The sequence below is a fragment of the Caenimonas aquaedulcis genome (assembly GCF_015831345.1).
Taxonomy (GTDB): Bacteria; Pseudomonadota; Gammaproteobacteria; order Burkholderiales; family Burkholderiaceae_C; genus Ramlibacter; species Ramlibacter aquaedulcis.
In genome coordinates this window covers 41,300-57,432 of sequence record NZ_JADWYS010000001.1, presented here as the reverse complement: position 1 = coordinate 57,432, position 16,133 = coordinate 41,300, and the positions used below count along the sequence as shown (strand labels likewise).

17 protein-coding genes are annotated in these 16,133 nt (G+C 67.9%); 7 read left to right on the top strand and 10 right to left on the bottom strand.

All coding sequences use genetic code 11. The features are described from left to right. Positions 1–159 precede the first annotated feature (159 nt). From I5803_RS00275 to I5803_RS00255, 5 genes are read right to left on the bottom strand one after another with little or no spacing between them, the layout of a single operon-like run. Positions 160–984: a competence/damage-inducible protein A gene (locus I5803_RS00275; protein WP_196984432.1), complete on the bottom strand. Its 825-nt coding sequence runs from the start codon at positions 982–984 to the stop codon at positions 160–162. After that, positions 959–1,825 carry an EI24 domain-containing protein gene (locus I5803_RS00270; protein ID WP_196984431.1) on the bottom strand — a complete coding sequence of 289 codons (867 nt, stop codon included), beginning with the start codon at positions 1,823–1,825 and terminating at the stop codon, positions 959–961. The genes I5803_RS00275 and I5803_RS00270 overlap by 26 nt, the downstream gene beginning before the upstream one ends. Positions 1,826–1,835: 10 nt before the next feature. Beyond that, complete coding sequence (locus I5803_RS00265) at positions 1,836–2,819, bottom strand: sterol desaturase family protein (protein WP_196984430.1); 984 nt, start codon at positions 2,817–2,819, stop codon at positions 1,836–1,838. Between the two features lie 2 nt (positions 2,820–2,821). Beyond that, on the bottom strand, positions 2,822–3,649 hold the full coding sequence (locus I5803_RS00260) for a polysaccharide deacetylase family protein (RefSeq protein ID WP_196984429.1): 828 nt from the start codon (positions 3,647–3,649) through the stop codon (positions 2,822–2,824). Continuing rightward, positions 3,615–4,664, bottom strand: a complete 1,050-nt coding sequence (locus I5803_RS00255) for a YVTN family beta-propeller repeat protein (protein ID WP_196984428.1) — start codon at positions 4,662–4,664, stop codon at positions 3,615–3,617. Before I5803_RS00255 ends, I5803_RS00260 begins: the two co-directional genes overlap by 35 nt. A gap of 6 nt (positions 4,665–4,670) precedes the next feature. Between I5803_RS00255 and I5803_RS00250 the strand changes: the two genes are divergently transcribed. Continuing rightward, positions 4,671–5,447 (top strand): alpha/beta fold hydrolase, encoded by a 777-nt coding sequence (locus I5803_RS00250; protein WP_196984427.1) that lies wholly within the window; start codon positions 4,671–4,673, stop codon positions 5,445–5,447. Here the strand turns inward: I5803_RS00250 and I5803_RS00245 are convergent. Genes I5803_RS00245 through I5803_RS00235 form a run of 3 tightly spaced genes read right to left on the bottom strand, consistent with a single transcriptional unit; the run spans position 5,433 to position 7,480 of the window. Then, a complete protein-coding gene (locus I5803_RS00245; RefSeq protein ID WP_196984426.1) occupies positions 5,433–6,158 on the bottom strand; it encodes a pseudouridine synthase in 726 nt (241 codons plus the stop codon). The genes I5803_RS00250 and I5803_RS00245 overlap by 15 nt on opposite strands. 6 nt (positions 6,159–6,164) lie before the next feature. Next, complete coding sequence (locus I5803_RS00240; protein ID WP_196984425.1) at positions 6,165–6,476, bottom strand: hypothetical protein; 312 nt, start codon at positions 6,474–6,476, stop codon at positions 6,165–6,167. Between the two features lie 41 nt (positions 6,477–6,517). Then, a complete protein-coding gene (locus I5803_RS00235) occupies positions 6,518–7,480 on the bottom strand; it encodes a hydroxymethylglutaryl-CoA lyase (RefSeq protein ID WP_196984424.1) in 963 nt (320 codons plus the stop codon). A gap of 238 nt (positions 7,481–7,718) precedes the next feature. On the opposite strand from I5803_RS00235, the gene I5803_RS00230 reads away from it, so the two are divergent. Genes I5803_RS00230 through I5803_RS00220 form a run of 3 tightly spaced genes read left to right on the top strand, consistent with a single transcriptional unit; the run spans position 7,719 to position 9,742 of the window. Beyond that, a complete protein-coding gene (locus tag I5803_RS00230; RefSeq protein ID WP_196984423.1) occupies positions 7,719–8,720 on the top strand; it encodes a Bug family tripartite tricarboxylate transporter substrate binding protein in 1,002 nt (333 codons plus the stop codon). 15 nt (positions 8,721–8,735) lie between these two features. Then, positions 8,736–9,263: an FAS1-like dehydratase domain-containing protein gene (locus tag I5803_RS00225; RefSeq protein ID WP_196984422.1), complete on the top strand. Its 528-nt coding sequence runs from the start codon at positions 8,736–8,738 to the stop codon at positions 9,261–9,263. Further along, positions 9,260–9,742, top strand: coding sequence for a hotdog family protein (locus I5803_RS00220; RefSeq protein ID WP_231402307.1), 483 nt, complete (start codon positions 9,260–9,262; stop codon positions 9,740–9,742). The genes I5803_RS00225 and I5803_RS00220 overlap by 4 nt, the downstream gene beginning before the upstream one ends. Before the next feature lie 75 nt (positions 9,743–9,817). Here the strand turns inward: I5803_RS00220 and I5803_RS00215 are convergent, their stop codons facing one another. Both I5803_RS00215 and trxB read right to left on the bottom strand, forming a co-directional pair. Further along, positions 9,818–12,364 carry a CaiB/BaiF CoA transferase family protein gene (locus I5803_RS00215; RefSeq protein ID WP_196984421.1) on the bottom strand — a complete coding sequence of 849 codons (2,547 nt, stop codon included), beginning with the start codon at positions 12,362–12,364 and terminating at the stop codon, positions 9,818–9,820. Next, on the bottom strand, positions 12,361–13,305 hold the full coding sequence (gene trxB, locus I5803_RS00210; protein WP_196984420.1) for a thioredoxin-disulfide reductase: 945 nt from the start codon (positions 13,303–13,305) through the stop codon (positions 12,361–12,363). The genes I5803_RS00215 and trxB overlap by 4 nt, the downstream gene beginning before the upstream one ends. Before the next feature lie 128 nt (positions 13,306–13,433). Between trxB and I5803_RS00205 the strand changes: the two genes are divergently transcribed. From I5803_RS00205 to I5803_RS00195, 3 genes are all read left to right on the top strand, one after another. Continuing rightward, positions 13,434–14,201: an electron transfer flavoprotein subunit beta/FixA family protein gene (locus I5803_RS00205; RefSeq protein ID WP_196984419.1), complete on the top strand. Its 768-nt coding sequence runs from the start codon at positions 13,434–13,436 to the stop codon at positions 14,199–14,201. Next, positions 14,198–15,082, top strand: a complete 885-nt coding sequence (locus I5803_RS00200) for an electron transfer flavoprotein subunit alpha/FixB family protein (RefSeq protein ID WP_196984418.1) — start codon at positions 14,198–14,200, stop codon at positions 15,080–15,082. The genes I5803_RS00205 and I5803_RS00200 overlap by 4 nt, the downstream gene beginning before the upstream one ends. Positions 15,083–15,166: 84 nt before the next feature. Further along, entirely contained in the window at positions 15,167–16,087 is a 921-nt protein-coding gene (locus I5803_RS00195) for a LysR family transcriptional regulator (RefSeq protein ID WP_196984417.1), read from the top strand. Positions 16,088–16,133: the final 46 nt, after the last annotated feature.

The following is a 16,133-nucleotide window of genomic DNA, read 5'->3' as shown; positions in this document are numbered from 1 at the left end:
GCAGTTTCTGTGCCAAAGCTGGTGCATGGCTGCCCACCCGAAGCTGGGCGATTGTCCCCGATCCTGAGCGCTTTTCCCTACGGGAGCCTTGCGCATTCGGATGAGTTCCGCACCATCATGGTGCAACTCCGAGGTGGCACCTGAACAGTGCGCAGGGGCTCAGCGCACCAATTCGGGGCCTAGTTTGGCGCCGAAAGCGTTCAGGCCGGCCAGCAGGGTGGCATAGGCCGCATCGACCAGCGCCGGGTCGCCCTTCACGCCGAGGTCGATGTGGCGGCCGTATTGCGGATGGTCCACGCTCGGCAGGCTGAACACCTTCACGCCCGGATGCTCGCGCTCGACCTGCTCCATGAGCGGCGTCAGGCTCGCCTCCATCGCGCCGAACACGATGACCGACTTCTCCACATAGGCCTTCTCGCGGAACAGGTGCTTGTAGTGCGTGTCCAGCACCCATTCCATCATCGGCCAGGCCATCACCGGGAAGCCCGGGACGAAGTGCACGTGGCCGACGGTGAAGCCCGGGATCTTGTTGTACGGGTTGGGGATGATCGCCGCGCCCCTGGGAAACACGCCCATGTTCAGGCGGTGGATGTTGTCCGGGCGGTCGGGCACGTAAGGGATGCCCTGCTCGCGCGCGGTGTCCTGCATGCGCTCGCGGATCAGCGCTTCGGCCTGCGGATGCAGTTCGAGCTCCACCCCCAGCGCCTTGCCGGCGCATTGGCGCGTGTGGTCGTCCGGCGTCGCGCCGATACCGCCGCAGGAAAAGACGAGGTCCCCGGAGTCGAAGGCGCGTTTCAGCGTCGCGGTGATTCGCTCGGGCGCGTCGCCCACATACTCGGCCCAGCCGAGCTGCAGCCCGCGCGCGGCGAGCAGTTCGATGAGCTTGGGCATGTGCTTGTCGGCGCGCTTGCCCGAGAGGATCTCGTCGCCGACGATGACGAGGCCGACCGTTTGCGGGTCAGAGGTCGATGATGTGGGGTTCATTTCGGGGTGCCGGCGGTGCCGGGGGTGCCACGTTGGGAAGAGGAATCTGGCTGGCGCGCAGCTGCTCCAGCGCCGCCAGGGCGTAGTGCGCGAACCATAGCGAAGAGAAGGCGAAAACCAGCGTGTAGATCCAGATCGCGACCGGTACGAGGATCACGAACGCCGCCGCGAAGAGCGCGCCCGACGCCCACAGAACGCTCGGCGCCGCGCCGAGGTAGCCCGTCAGCACGCCGATGCCCAGCAGCCAGCCGCGATGCCGGCGGAAGATCTCGCGGCGCTCCTCGCGGCTCGCGTGGTCCGCCAGCACGTCGAAGGCCATCACGCGGTAGGTGAGCCAGCCCCAGATCAGGGGCGGCAGGATGAGGATGAGCGGCGGCACCACCCACAGCGGCAGGGATACGATGAGCGCGACGGCCGCGAGCAGGGTCGAGCCGAGCGACCACAGCACGCTGCCCGCGAGCGACGCGCCCTTCTTGCGTTCCAGCGCCGGGAAACGGCGCTCGGCCACCAGGGACGCGAGCGCCGGCGTCATGAAGGCGGCGACCATCAGCAGGGAGATGAGCACGAGCACCGGCGTCACCGCGAAGATCACGATGAGCGGCGCCGCGACGGTCTTGAGCCCGCCCGCGCCCACGCCCTGCAGCCAGTTCCACACCGCGCGCAGCAGGTCCGACGCCTCCAGCATCGCGCGCACGCCCTCCACGGCCGGCGCCCAGAAGAAATAGCCCAGCACCAGCGACAGCACCACCATCACCGCCAGCGGCAGGAACGACAGCGCGATCACGCGGGGATGCAGGCAGTAGGCGACGGCGCGCCAGAAGGAATCGAGGAGCAGGCTCATGGAGCCGACATCATGCCTTGCCGAAGAGGCGCTTCACGCCCAGCCATTGCTGCGACCAGAAACCGCGCCCGTAGTCGCGGCCCTTCTCCACCTGGTCCCGCACGCCGGTAGGGTCGTAGCGCTGCTCGAAATTCGCGGTGCGAAACAGCATGTCCCACCACGGCAGCAGCACGCCGAAGTTGTGCCCGCCGAGCGCGGGGCTGCGCCCCTGCGGCATCACGGGCCGGGCGTCGCCGCTTTCATGGCCGATGCCGATGCTGTGGTGCAGGCGATGGAAGCGCGGGCTGATCCACAGCCGTTCGCCCACGCGGCCGAACCAGAGCTTCAGGTTGGCGTGCTGCAGGCTTTCGCTCAATTGCGTGATGGCCACGATGGCGACGAACTGCCCCGGCGCCACGCCGATCACCTGCGCGAGCAGCACCAGCAGGCTGTCGCGCAGCAGGTCGTCCAGCAAATGATTGCGGTTGTCGCTCCACATCGTCATCTGGCGCTGGGAGTGGTGCAGCGAATGCAGGCCCCACCACCACTCCAGGCTGTGCTGCGCCCGGTGGATCCAGTAGTCCGCGAAGTCGAACACGACGAGGTAGAGCGCGAAGGCGAGCCAGGGCGCGTCGGTGAAGCCCGGCCAGAGCTGGTCGAGCTGGAACGGCGTGTAGCCCGCCACGTGCAGCACGCCGAACAGCGCGTCGAACCACGGCTCCACCAGGAAGAAGAGCGCCACGCGGAACACGCCCAGGCGGTGGATCAGCGTGTAGAGGATGTCCGTGCGCACCGCCACGCGGTCCGTCACCGGCTCCACCGGCTTCCACTTCTGCAGTGGGCCGATCACCGCGACCAGCACGAGGATCTGCACGAGCCCGACCAGCAGCCAGCCCGCCGCGGCGTAGCCGTCTTCCAGCAGGTGGCCGAGGCCGAGCGCGAACATCGCCGGCTGCATCAGCGTCTCGAACAGCCATTGCTGCGCGGTGGCGAAAAGGTCCTCGAGTCCGTCCATGGTCAGGGGTGGCTGGCGATCCAGTCACGATATGCCGGATGGTCGCGCAGCGTCCTGAAGCAGAAGCCGCGGTCCTTGAGCCCGGTGATGAGCGGTTCGAACACGGCGGGCGCCCAAGGTTCCTTGCGCGACCAGATGCCCAGGTGCGCGACGAGGATGTCGCCCGGCCGGATGCCATTCAGCGCATTCTTGAGCAGCGTGGCGTTGCTCACGCGCTCGCTGGGCAGCTCGTCGCCGAGGAAACCCGCCGGCGCCCACGCCACGTGCGCGTAGCCGCAGGACTTCGCGGCGGCCAGCAGCTGGGGCGAAGTCTTGCCGCCGGGGGCGCGGAACAGCGGCAGCGGCTTCTTGCCGGTGATCTGCTCCAGGCGCTTGGCCGACTTGCCGACCTCGGCGCAGTACTGCGTCGTATCCCAGGTGAAATCGCGCCCTTCGTCCGGGCCCGCCGAAGGCCGCACGCGAAACCGCTGCGGCGAACCCGCGGCGTCCCCGCGCCAATAGACGTGGTCGAAGGTATGCGATGCGAATTCGTGGCCCTCGGCCGCGCGGGCCTTCCACCAGGGCGCCCAGTGCTCGCCCAGGCTGCCGTCGCCGGTCTTCGTCTTCTCGTTGGCCGCGAAAAAGGTGACGAGCACGTGCTGGCGCGCGAGCACCTCCGCCATCAGCGGGGCCACTTCCATGTGGCCGGTGTCGAGGGTGAGGTAGACGGGCTTCGCGCAGTCGGGCGCGCGCGGCTGGCTGCCCACCGGCGCGGCGATCGCCACCAGCGCGAGCGCGGCGGCGACCCGCTTCGCGCTAGCGAGGCGCGTGGTCCAGCGTCCAGACGCCATGGGGAGACTTGCCCACTTTGACCTGATGCACGACCTTTTTCGTGACCGTGTCGAGCACGCTCAGCCGCTTGGCCCAGCGCGAGCTGACCAGCAGCGTCTTGCCGTCGGCCATCACGTCCACGCAGTCGGGGCCGCCGGGCACCGAGTAGCTGTCGACGACTTCGAGGGTCTGCAGGTCGAGCTTGCCGATGGTGTTGGCCACGCGGTTGCTGACGTAGACGTGACGCTTGTCGCCGGCCGCGCGGAAGGCGTGGGCGCCCTGCCCGGTCTTGATCTTCTTGGCCAGGCGCGGCTGCGGGCCTGTCACGTCGTAGACCTCGACGTTCTCCCCGCCCGTCATCCCGACCAGCAGGAACCTGTCGTCCCCGGTGCCGAAGACGTCGGCGGGCATCGGGCCCGTCTTGATGCGCCACTTCACGGCCTGCGTCGCGAGGTCGATCGCGACCAGCTCGTCGCTGTCCTGCATGCTGGAGTAGACGGTCGTGCTCTTCGTGTCGATCCAGAGGTGGCTGGGTGTCTTGCCGGTGGCGATGCGCTTGGCGAGCGTCGGGTTGGCGCCGTCCCAGCGGTAGATGTCCACGTGGTTCAGCCGGTTGCCCGCCGTCACGAACCACTTCATGTCGGGGGAGAAACGAAGGTGGTACGGATCGGGGATGCCCTTGACCGTGCGCTGGATCTCGGCCGTGCGGGGGTCGATGAAGGTCAGCGAATCGCCGAAGGCATTGGCGACGATGACGGACTTCTCGTCCGGCGTCATATAGAGGTGGTGCGGCTCCTTGCCGGTGGGCAGGCGCTTGGTCTCGACCCATGTGACGGGGTCGACCACGCTGACGCTGGCATCGAGCGAATTGAGGACGAATACCGGGGCCGGGGCGGCCGAAGCATTCAGGGAAAAGGCGGAGGACCAGAGGACCGCCGCCACAAGCACAGGGCTACGCCAAAAAAAGTTCACAACAACCGCTTCAAGGGCAACAGGGGAGTGTATCCCGCGCACGGGGGCAGACCTGCGTAACATTCTGCGATGGCACTGATGCAGATCAACGGCGCGCGACTGGAAGTTCAACGCATCGCGGCGCCCGGTGGCCGACCGGCCGCACCCCTCGTTTTCCTGCATGAGGGGCTCGGCTCCGTCGCAATGTGGCGCGACTGGCCCGCGGCCGTCTGCGCCGCGACCGGCCGTGAAGGCATCGTCTACTCGCGGCGCGGCTACGGCGGCTCCGACGCGGTGCCCGACGTGCGCGGCGCGGGGCGGCTCGCGCCCGACTACATGCATCGCGAAGCCTTCGACGTGCTGCCGGCGCTGCTGCAGGAATTGAACCTGGAAGCGCCCGTCCTGCTCGGCCATTCCGACGGCGGCAGCATTGCCCTGCTCCACGCGAGCCGGCATCCGGTGCAGGCCTGCATCGTGATGGCGCCGCACGTGATCGTGGAGGATGTCTCGGTGCGGTCGATCCAGGAAGCGCGGACGGCCTTCGAAACCGGCGAGCTGCGCGAGCGGCTGAAGAGGTATCACCCGGACGTCGACGGCGCCTTCTGGCAATGGAACGACATCTGGCTGGACCCGGCCTTCCGCGCCTTCGACATCCGCCCGGACTGCCGCCGCATCACGGCCCCGGTGCTGGCGATCCAGGGCGTGAATGACCCCTACGGCACGCTGCGGCAGATCGACGAGATCGCACCGACACAGGGACCGTTCCGGCGCGAGGTGCTGGCGAACTGCGGGCACTCGCCGCATCGGGACCAGCCGGAGGAGACGACACGGCTGGTCGCCGAGTTCCTCGCCTCACTGCGGTCGTAGCAGCGCCAGGTCCTCTTCCGTCAGCCACTTCCACTGCCCCGGCGCTAGGTCCGCAGGCAATGCAAGCCCGCCGATGCGCGAGCGATGCAAGCCCTCCACCCGGTTGCCGACCGCCGCGATCATCCGCTTGACCTGGTGGTATTTGCCCTCCGTCAGCGTAAGCCGCAACGCGTGCTCGCCAGAAGCCTCGCACGCAGCAGCGCGCACCGGCTTCGGGTCGTCGTCCAGCACCACGCCGTCCAGCAGGCGCTGAACCTGCTTCTCCTCCACGGGATGCTTGGTGACCACCTCGTACACCTTGGGCACGTGATGCTTGGGCGAGCTCATGCGGTGGATGAATTTTCCGTCGTCGGTGAGCAGCAGCAGGCCCGTAGTGTCCTGGTCCAGCCGCCCCACCGCCTGCACGCCCTGCACCGGCCCCTTCTGCGGCCGCTGGCGCAAGGGGCCGGGCAGCAGGGTGTAGATGCTCGGGTAGGTCGAGGGCTTTTGCGAACACTCGGTGCCCGCGGGCTTGTGCAGCATGACGTACGCGCGCTCCGCGTAGGGCCACGAGACGCCGTCGACCTCGAAGCGCAGGCCCTCGGGCTCCACGTCGAGCGCCGAATCCGTGACGAGTTCGTTGCCGATCTTCACGTGGCCCTGCTGCACGAGGCCCGCGCAGACGCGCCGCGTGCCGAACCCCTGGGAATAAAGGATGTCCTGCAGCTGCATCGCGCCTCAGCGCGACGATGCGATGGTGGAGAGCTCGCGCTCCAGAGGCGACAGCCGCGCGCCGATGCGGTGCAGCTCGCCGTAGAGCGCGAGCCGGCTCCAGGTGTCGGGGGCCGCCGCGATGCGCGCGCGCACGTCGTTGCGCTGGATCTGCAACTGCGCCACGCGATCGTTCAGCGCGACTACCTGGTCCATCGGCACCGTGCGCTTGGCCTGGGGCTGCGTCGGGTCGAACCTGTAAGCCGACGCAGGGGCGACGGCGCAGCCGGACAGTACGGCCGATGCCAGCAGGAGAACGGTGGAGAGAAGCAATCGCATGGCGGACCTCGCTAACAGGGATGCCGCCAATGGTAGCCGCGTCAAGCGCGTTGCAGGCGCCGGCGCAGCGTCGACAGCGCCCCGCCCGTCTTCACGCTCCCCGGCAGCGGATGCCCGACGATGTCCTCGGCCAGGCGCGCCGACTCCAGCAGCGCCTCGAGGTCCACGCCGGTCTCGATCCCCAGCTCCTCGCACAGGAACACGAAGTCCTCGGTGCACACATTCCCTGCAGCCCCCTTGTGCGACGCGAACGGACAGCCGCCCAGGCCGCCCACGGCGGAATCGAAGTGCGCCACGCCCATCTCGAGGCCCGCCATCGCATTGGCGATGCCCATGCCGCGCGTGTCGTGCAGGTGCAGCGCCACCGTCTTGTCCGGCCAGCGGTCGCGCACGTCGCCCACCATGCGCTTGATCGTCACGGGCGTCGCCCAGGCCATCGTGTCTGCCAGGAAGATCGTGCCCACGTCCAGGCCGCGCTCCCGCGCGATGTCGAAAAGCTGCGCGATCATCCCCAGCACTTTCTCGCGCGGGATGTCGCCCTCGAAGTTGCAGCCGAACGCCGCCGCGATGGAGACCCGGTGCACCGGCACCTGGTGCTCCACGTACACGTCCGCCATGCGCCGCACGCCCTCGAGGTTCTCCTCCAGCGTGCGGTTCTGGTTGCGCCTGAGGAACGTCTCCGATGCGGTGAGCACGAGGCCCGCCTGGATCTCCAGCTTCGTGCTGGCGAGCGCGCGCATCAGCCCCTTCTCGTTGAGCCACATGCCGCGATAGCTCACGCCCGGCTCGGCATGCAGGCCCGCGACCACCTCATCCGCATCGGCCATGCCGGGCACGTTCTTGCCTGGCACGAAGCTCACGACCTGGATTTCCTTCAGCCCGGTCTTCGACAGGCTGTCGATGAGCTCGATCTTGCGCGCGGTCGGGATCGGTCCCTTCTCGAACTGGAAACCTTCGCGCGGGCCCTCTTCCTTGATGGAAACGGCCTTCGGCAGATCGGACATGGGCGGCACCTTTCAAACTTGGCCGGACGCAGAATTCGCAGAAGTTACGCAGAAGAAATTCAAGAAAAAATCAATTGAATTGTTCTTGTCTTCATTCTGCGTAACTTCTGCGAATTCTGCGTCCGGAAGTCCTGCATTGAATCCCCCTGTGTTCACCTATCCCGAATTCTCAATTCACCGCCATGCCTTGCCGCTGGCTGATGCGCGCGGTCAGATGCAAGCCTCAGGAGACAAGCCCATGACGACTCGCCACGACCAGGCCCGGGCCGATGCAGCCCTCGGCCGGCGCGAATGCCTCGCCTTCCTCGCCGCCTGCGGCCTGGCGGGACCGGCAGCCGCGCAAAGCAGCTTCCCTGACCAGCCGATCCGGCTCGTGATCCCGTTCCCCAGCGGCGGCATCCTCGACGTGATGGCGCGCATGCTCGGGCGGCGGCTCGCCACAGCCCTCGGCCAGCCCGTGATCGTCGACAACAAGCCCGGCGCGGGCGGCAACATCGGCACGGAATTCGTGGTGCGCTCCAAACCGGACGGCTCCAACCTCGTCATCAGCGGCGCGAGTCTCGTGAGCACCGTGCTGCTCCAGCCCAACCTCTCCTTCAACCCGATGAAGGACCTCGCGCCCGTCGCCATGCTTGCGACCACGCCGGGCAGCATCGTGGCCTACCCCGGCGCGCCGTTCAAGACCATCCAGGAAATGGTCGCGTACGCCAAGGCCAACCCGGGCAAGCTCTCCTTCGCCACCGCCGGCAACGGATCGCTCGGCCACATGCTGGGCGCGTGGCTCAATGCCGTCGCGGGCATCGACCTGCTGCACGTCCCCTACCGCGGCGGCGCGGCGGCGTCGATCGACGTGATCGCCGGGCGCGTGCCGCTCTGGTTCGACGTCGCGGCCAATCGCGAGATGACGCTCGCGGGCAAGGTGCGCGCCCTCGCCGTGACGAGCAAGCAACGCACACCGGTGCTGCCCAACGTGCCGACGCTGATCGAGTCCGGCTACAACGTCGATGGCTACACCTGGTGGGCGCTGATGGCGCCCGCGGAAACACCGCGCACGATCGTGGACCGCATCAGCTCGGAGATGGCGAAGATCATCGCCGCCCCTGCAGCGCGTGAGGAGCTGGTCCGCCTGGGCGTGGACCCGGAGTACCGCCCGCCCGCCGAACTCACCGCCTTCATGCGCACCGAGTACGACAAGTGGGGCAAGGTGATCCGCGACGCCGGGATCAAGTCCAACGAATAACCGTAGAGTGCGACCATGACGATGTTGACCCCCGAGATCCTCGCGTACGTCGGCGTGAGCGCGGCCACCGAGTTCGCCTGCGACCCCGTCGAGCAGGGCGCCGTGCGCCGCTACGCCCAGGCGATCATGGACGAGGACCCGAACTACGGGCCCGATGCGCCGACCGACACGCCGTGGGGCGGCCCCATCGCGCCGCCGCTCTTCGTGAACCACGCGATACGACGCCCGCTGGGCGCGCCGGACATCGTGCAGGAGCGCGCGAAGGACCCGCACTTCGACGGCACCGGCGCGCCGTCCGGCGGCCTGCCGCCCATCGAGCCGCTCAAGGGCTTCGCCGTGCTCAACGGCGGCGCGGAATTCGAGCTCTACCGCTACGCCCGCCACGGCGAGCGCGTGCAGGTGACCCAGCGCTACGCCGACATCACCGAGAAGACCTCGTCCAAGGGATCCATGATTCTCGTGACGGTAGAGGCAGAGATTCGCACTGCGGAGAACGAACTGCTGCTGCGCGCGCGCCGCACCCTGATCCGGAGGCCCGCATGATGCGCGCGACTCCCCGCTTCGAGGACGTCGAAGTCGGCCTCGAGTTGCCGCCGCTCGTGAAGGGCCCGCTCACCACCGCGCACCTGATGCGCTGGTCCGCCTCGATGGAGAACTGGCACAAGATCCATTACGACCGCACTTTCGCGCAGGAGCATGACCACCTGCCCGACCTGCTGATCAACGGCTCCTTCAAGCAGCAGTTCGTGCTGCAGTTCCTCAAGGACTGGGCCGGCCCCAAAGGCTGGCCCTGGAAAAGCTCGTTCCAGTTCCGCGCGATGAACAAGGTGGGCGAGACGCTGACTGTGTGGGGACGGGTGACGGGCAAGCGGGAGATGAAGGGCTATGGGCTGGTGGACATCGACACGGGTGTGACCAACGAGCATGGCGTGGAGTCGACGCCGGGCAAGGCGGTCGTGGTGCTGCCGTATCGCGATGGGCCGGCGTTGCCTTATCCGTTCGTGGCTGAGGCTGGCGCATGAAATTTTGACCTCTGTATTTCCTCTGCGTTCTCTGCGCAACCTCTGCGCCCTCTGCGTTCAAAAGACCTTGGCCACTCACAAAATCCGCAGCTTCTCCCGATAGTCCGCATCCACATCGCAGATCGCCCGCAGCTGGCGCAATTGGGCGATGCCCATCGCCTCCGACGGCTTCATGATGTTCGGCTCGTCGCACACGACGCGTGCGGCAATCAGCGATTCGATGCGTTCATCCGTATAGCCCGCCACCTCCCGCAGTACCGCACGGTTGTCTTCCGCATAGGCCGGCGCGCGCTTGTGCACATGCGGCGCCCGGAATGCCCATCGGTACGGCCGGCTCATCATCGGACGCAGGCCCATCGGCTGCGGATGCATCACGCGCTCGTAGAAGCCGCGCGCGGCGAGATGCTCGTTCGTCAGCAGGTCGCGGCTGTTGAGCACCGGGCCGCAGGCGATGCCCAGCGACTGCACGATGCGCATCGCGTCGAAGGCATCCTGGCCGCGCAGCCACTCGCCCATCGCCGCATCGATCTCTTCCCGATGGGCGATGCGCGACGCCGCCGTCCCGAACGTCGCCGCGAGGTCCGCGCGGTGCATCGCACCGCACAGCGCCCGCCACTGCGCATCCGTCTCCACCGTCAGCGCCACCCATCGGTCGTCGCCCTTCACCGGATACGCATTGCTCGGCACGAAGCGCTCATGTTCATTGCCGATGCGCTGCGGCTGCGTGCCGTCCACCTGGTATTGCAGCAAGGGCTCGGGCACCAGCGCCGCGCCGACCTGGTACATGCTGAGGTCGATCCACTGGCCCTGGCCCGTGGCGCGCAAGGCATGCAGCGCGGCGAAGATCGCCGTCAAACCCATCCAGCACGCGATGAAGTCCGGGTAGGACTGCCCCACCTTCCACGGCCTCTCGCCGCGATAGCCGCTGAAAGCGGAAATGCCCATGGTCGCCTCGAGCGTCGTGCCCTGGCTTGGGAAGGGCGACCAGGGGCCGGTGGCGCCATAGCCCGTGTTCGACAGCATCACGAGCGCCGGATTGATCTTCTTCAACTCGTCGTAGTGCAGGCCCCATCCGCGCATGACGCGCGGCGTGAAGTTCTCGACCACGATGTCGGCCGTGGCGACGAGATCGCGGAACACCTCGCGGCCCGCCTCGGTCGACATGTCCAGCGAAATGCCGCGCTTGTTGCGGTTCAAGAGCTGGAAGATGCCCGAGCGGTTGATCGCGCCCTCGCCCGAATCCCCATCGAGGTAGGTCGTGAACACGCCGCGCCGCGTCTGGTCCAGGCGCACCGGCGACTCGATCTTGATCACCTCCGCGCCGAGGTCGCCCAGCAGCGCGGCCATGTAGGGCACCGCGACCACGGTCGAGAGGTCGAGGACTCGCAGGCCTTCCAGCGGCAGGCGAGGCTTGCCCGGTTTCGCGCCGGCGACGGCGCGTGAGGGCAGGTGCGAGAGTTCATCGAACACCTCGCGCTGGTGCTCCCCGCGCATCGGGGAGCGGCGGCGCACGCTCGTGGGCGTGCCCGACAGGCGCGCCATCTGCGTGGGAAAGCGATGCTCGCCCGTCGCAGGGTGATCGATCTTCCCGAAGAACTCGCGCGCGGCGAGCTGCTCGCACGCCAGCAACTCGGGCGCGCCCTGCACCATGCCCATCAGCATGCGGCGTCGCGATCCTTCGAGGAACAATTCCTTGGCCGAGCGGTCGCGCGCGGATCGCTCCACCAGTTCGCGAAACGCTTCCACGTTCGCCGCGCGCTGCGCGCTGTTCGTGAATCGCGGGCTGCGGAAGGCCTCGTCGCCGAAGACGTCCGCATAGCCTTCCAGCGGGGTGGGCCCGCCCGACTGGATGGAGATGAAGCCGTCGCGCGTGGGCACCGGCCCGCCCGCGAAGGGGTCCTGCACGGGCAGGCGGCGGCTCTGTACGGCGCCCATGTAGGTGTAGTAGGTCTCGCACATCAGCAGCTCGGAGGCGAGGCACTCGTGGATCGACAGGTCCACGTGCTCGCCCACGCCATCGGCGAGCGCGCAGTGCAGCGCCGCGAGCGACACGTACGCGGTGTTGAGGCCCGCGCACAGGCCTGCCTGGTTCAAGCCGTGCTTGAGCGGCGGCTTGTCCGCGCTGCCGCTGATCTGCATGATCCCGGCCATCGCCTGGTGCACGAGGTCGCTGCCCTTGAAGCCGGCGTACGGCCCGGACTGGCCGAAGTCCGTCACCGAGGTGACGACCAGCCGCGGGTTCCACTGCATCAGCGTCTCGACGGCAATGCCCCAGGTGGCAAGGGTCCCGGGAGCGAAGCTTTCGATCACGATGTCGCTGCGCTCCACGAGCTGGCGCAGCTGCGCGTGGGAGGACTGGTGGGCGAGGTCCAGCACGATGCCACGCTTGTTCCAGTTCAGGTACTGGAACATCAGGCTCGCTTCACCCTGCGTTGCGCCCGGCACCAGCGGCGCCATCTGTCGCGACGGGTCGCCCGCAGGCGGCTCCACCTTGATCACGTCCGCGCCGAAATCGCCGAGCAGGCGCGCTCCGAACGGACCCGCGATGCCGCTGGACAAATCCAGCACCCGCACGCCCGACAGCGCGCCCGGCGCCGCGGGCTTCGCAGCGGTCTCCGTCATGCGCCCGCCTGCTCCAGGAAGCGCTGCGCGTCCAGCGCAGCCATGCAGCCCGTGCCCGCGCTGGTGATCGCCTGGCGGTACACGTGGTCCTGCACGTCGCCGGCCGCGAACACGCCCGGCACGCTCGTCATCGTCGCGAAGCCCTGCAGCCCCGCCTTCGTGATCACGTAGCCGTCCTTCATCTCCAGCTGGCCCTTGAAGATGTCCGTGTTGGGCTGGTGGCCGATCGCGATGAAGCAGCCCTGCAGCATCAGGTCTTCCGTCTCGCCCGACTTCGTGTCCTTCAAACGCACACCCGTCACGCCCGTGTTGTCGCCCAGCACCTCGTCCAGCGTCTTGAAGGTCTTCAGCTCGATCTTGCCGGCCGCCACCTTCTCCATCAGCTTGTCCACCAGGACCGGCTCGGCCTTGAACTTGTCGCGCCGGTGCACCAGGTACACCTTGCTCGCGATGTTCGACAAATACAGCGCCTCTTCGACCGCGGTGTTGCCGCCGCCCACCACGCAGGTGACCTGCCCGCGATAGAAGAAGCCGTCGCAGGTCGCGCAGCCGGACACGCCCTTGCCCATGAACGCTTGTTCCGAAGGCAGGCCGAGATACTTCGCGGACGCGCCTGTGGCCACGATCAGCGAATCGCAGGTGTAGGTACCGCTGTCGCCGGTCAAGGTGAAAGGCCGCTTGCTGAAGTCCACGGCGCTGATGTGATCGAAGACGATCTCGGTCTTGAAGCGCTCGGCGTGTTCGAGGAAGCGCTGCATCAGGTCAGGCCCCTGCACGCCCTGCGCATCGGCGGGCCAGTTGTCCACGTCGGTGGTGGTCATGAGCTGGCCGCCCTGCGCGATGCCGGTGACCAGCACCGGGTTCAGGTTGGCGCGGGCCGCGTAGACGGCGGCGGTGTAGCCGGCGGGGCCGGAGCCGAGGATCAGGACTTTGGCGTGCATGGGGAGGACGAGTGGGGAGTCCGGTGGATTGTGGGCGGCGCCGACCGGCAGCTCCAGCGTAAAAATGCGAAGTCAGTTTTCGCCCGCTGTGCGTTGGCTTGCAGGGCCGCCGCAGGCAAAGTCCTTCCATGGATATTGCCGTGCTCATCAGCGGCGTCGCCGACCCGAAGTGGCCCCTGCCCGCCCAGCCTTCCGTCGCCGCGCTGCACACCCATGCCACCCAGTACGCGGCGCTCAGCCCCTTCGACGAGGCCGCGCTGGAGATCGCGCTCGCCCTGCGCGATGCCGACCCGGCGGTGCGCATCACCGCGCTCGTGGCCGCCGACGAAGGCCTCACGCGCAAGGTCGCCGGATGGCGGCCCGACACGATCCACCGCCTCGACCTGCAGGCAATACCGCGCTGGGACAGCGTGGCCGTGGCGCGCGCACTCTCGCAGGCCCTGCATGAGCTCGCGCCCTCCGCCGGGCTCGTGCTGGTGGGACGCGAGTTCGGCGATTACGACGACGGGTCGGTGCCCGCCGCGCTTTCCCATTCGCTCGATTCGCCGTTCATGGCGCTGGTGCTGGGAATCAAGCGCACGGACTCCGGATTGAACGCCACGCGCCAGGGCCCGGGCGGACTGGAACGTCTCCAGATCCCCGGGCGCGCATTGATCTGCGCCACGAACGACCCCGGCAACCGCCTGCGACATCCGCTGATGAAGAACGTGATGATGGCCAAGAAGGCGGTGCTGCCGGCGTGGACCGCGCTCGCACCGGCCGATGCCACGGCACCCACGCTGCAATCCGTGAGCCACGCGCAGGCCCCGGTGCGCAGCATCGCCTGCGAGTGGCTGCAGGGTTCCGCACAGCAGAAGGCGGATGCATTGGCGCAGGTGCTGAGGGCGGCGGCATGAGCGTTCGAATCACTGTCGTCCAGCATCCCTGGCAAACCGGGCAGGAAGAGCGTGCCGCACTCGTGCACGCGGCCGCGCGCCTGGGCGAAGGCGCTGAACCGAGCCTCGTCACCTTCACCGGCGAAGCGCACCCCGCGGCGATCGCCGCGCGGCTCGCGGAACTGGTCGCCAACACCGCCGGCCACCAGCTCGTGCTGTTTCCCACCGGTACCGAAAGCGAAGCGATCGCCGCCCTGCTGGCAGCGCGCACCGATGGCGTGAGCTTCGGGCGCTGCAGCGGGCTCAGCGTCGAAGGGAACAGCGTCTCGGCCACCAAGACCGCCTTCGGCGGCCGCGCGGAGCTTGCGCTGCGCAGCGACGCACGCATGACTTGCGCCACGTTGCGGCCGCCCCCGGAAGGTGCGCCTGCACAAGCCGATCTGCGCGAAACGAAGATCGAGTTGCAGGCACCGCCGCCCTACCCCGTCGAGCCCCTGCCCGCCGCCGGCGGCAAGCCCCGCGTCGAAGGCGCGGCCATGGTGGTTTCCGGCGGACGCGGCATCGGCGGGCCCGAGGGCTTCGAATGGCTCGCGAAGATTGCAGACGTCCTGGGCGCGGGCCTGGGCGGCAGCCTGCCTGCGGTGGACGCCGGCTGGGTGCCCGTCGCGCACCAGGTCGGCATCTCCGGCAAGTTCGTGACGCCCAAGGTGTACTTCGCCGTCGGCATCTCCGGCACGCCGCAGCACCTGGCCGGCATTTCCCCGAACACCCGCGTTGTCGCATTGAACAAGGACCGCGATGCACCGATCTTCGCGCGCAGCGACATTGGCGTGGAAGGCGACTGGCACGAGATCCTGCCGCTGCTCGCGCAGGCACTCGCCACGACTCCGCCGCACAGCTGAGCCATAAGTTTGACAACGACCCTGCGGCCTACAATGAACCTCCCCCGCTCACTGCAGGAGTTGAAAATCGATCGTCTCTGGGCCATGGAAGTTTTCGTGCGCGTCGCCGAGTGCGGCAGTTTTTCGCGCGCCGCCGAATCGCTGGACCTCGCCAACGCGACCGTGACGACCTGCGTGCGCAACCTGGAGCGCCACCTCGACGTGACGCTCATCAACCGCGACACGCGCCGCCTGCGCCTCACCGAAGAGGGCCAGACCTTCCTGCTGCGCGCGCGCGAGCTGCTGGAAGCCGTCGCGCGCACCGAGGACGAAATCCGAAGCCAGGTCGGCGAGCTGCGCGGCCGCCTGCACGTGGAAGTGCCGATCTCGCTGGGCCATGCGCTGCTGTGCCCTGCCCTGCCCGAATTCGCGAAGCGCTATCCCGACATCTCGACCGCCGTGACGCTGAGCAACCAGCCGCACCACGTGATCGAGCGCGCGATCGACGTCGCGATCCGAATGGACGAGGTCGAAGACGCGGACCTCGTCGCCCGCCCGATCTACGAGAGCCGCTACATCGTGTGCTGCTCCCCGCAGGTCGCGGCGAAGCTGCCCAAGCATCCCGGCGAGCTGGACCGCCGCCATTGCATCGGCATCCTCCCGGAAGAGCGGCGCTTCGTGAACCCGTGGTCCCTGAAGAAGGACGAGGAGGAACTGGAGATCCGCCCGGACGGCCCGCTGCACTTCAACAGCAGCGATGCCTTGCTGATGGCCGCGCAGCGCGGCGCCGGCGTGACCTGCGTGCTGGACGTCTTCGTCAACACGCACCTGGTGGACGGCACGCTGGTGCAGGTCTACCCGGAGTGGACGACCGCGGTGAAAACCTTCTACGTGGTGATGGCGAAGTCGCGCGTGGGCTCGGCGAAGGTGAAGGCCTTCACGGACTTCCTGTTCGAGGTGTTCGATTCGCAACGCCGCCCGAGTGGGCGGGGTGTCGTGGGGGTTCGGGCTTTGGGGGCTCGGTAAGGTCTTTTGAATACCGGACGCAGAATTCGCAGAAACTACGCAGAAG

What these genes read in the sequence shown, in the direction of transcription:
- I5803_RS00205 (WP_196984419.1), top strand. Translation starts at nt 13,434, where the DNA reads ATGGATATTGCCGTGCTCATCAGCGGCGTCGCCGACCCGAAGTGGCCC.
- I5803_RS00225 (WP_196984422.1), top strand. Translation starts at nt 8,736, where the DNA reads ATGACGATGTTGACCCCCGAGATCCTCGCGTACGTCGGCGTGAGCGCG.
- I5803_RS00200 (WP_196984418.1), top strand. Translation starts at nt 14,198, where the DNA reads ATGAGCGTTCGAATCACTGTCGTCCAGCATCCCTGGCAAACCGGGCAG.
- I5803_RS00235 (WP_196984424.1), bottom strand. Translation starts at nt 7,480, where the DNA reads ATGTCCGATCTGCCGAAGGCCGTTTCCATCAAGGAAGAGGGCCCGCGC.
- I5803_RS00275 (WP_196984432.1), bottom strand. Translation starts at nt 984, where the DNA reads ATGAACCCCACATCATCGACCTCTGACCCGCAAACGGTCGGCCTCGTC.
- I5803_RS00270 (WP_196984431.1), bottom strand. Translation starts at nt 1,825, where the DNA reads ATGAGCCTGCTCCTCGATTCCTTCTGGCGCGCCGTCGCCTACTGCCTG.
- I5803_RS00255 (WP_196984428.1), bottom strand. Translation starts at nt 4,664, where the DNA reads ATGTTACGCAGGTCTGCCCCCGTGCGCGGGATACACTCCCCTGTTGCC.
- I5803_RS00250 (WP_196984427.1), top strand. Translation starts at nt 4,671, where the DNA reads ATGGCACTGATGCAGATCAACGGCGCGCGACTGGAAGTTCAACGCATC.
- I5803_RS00240 (WP_196984425.1), bottom strand. Translation starts at nt 6,476, where the DNA reads ATGCGATTGCTTCTCTCCACCGTTCTCCTGCTGGCATCGGCCGTACTG.
- I5803_RS00215 (WP_196984421.1), bottom strand. Translation starts at nt 12,364, where the DNA reads ATGACGGAGACCGCTGCGAAGCCCGCGGCGCCGGGCGCGCTGTCGGGC.
- I5803_RS00260 (WP_196984429.1), bottom strand. Translation starts at nt 3,649, where the DNA reads ATGGCGTCTGGACGCTGGACCACGCGCCTCGCTAGCGCGAAGCGGGTC.
- I5803_RS00220 (WP_231402307.1), top strand. Translation starts at nt 9,260, where the DNA reads ATGATGCGCGCGACTCCCCGCTTCGAGGACGTCGAAGTCGGCCTCGAG.
- I5803_RS00245 (WP_196984426.1), bottom strand. Translation starts at nt 6,158, where the DNA reads ATGCAGCTGCAGGACATCCTTTATTCCCAGGGGTTCGGCACGCGGCGC.
- trxB (WP_196984420.1), bottom strand. Translation starts at nt 13,305, where the DNA reads ATGCACGCCAAAGTCCTGATCCTCGGCTCCGGCCCCGCCGGCTACACC.
- I5803_RS00265 (WP_196984430.1), bottom strand. Translation starts at nt 2,819, where the DNA reads ATGGACGGACTCGAGGACCTTTTCGCCACCGCGCAGCAATGGCTGTTC.
- I5803_RS00230 (WP_196984423.1), top strand. Translation starts at nt 7,719, where the DNA reads ATGACGACTCGCCACGACCAGGCCCGGGCCGATGCAGCCCTCGGCCGG.
- I5803_RS00195 (WP_196984417.1), top strand. Translation starts at nt 15,167, where the DNA reads ATGGAAGTTTTCGTGCGCGTCGCCGAGTGCGGCAGTTTTTCGCGCGCC.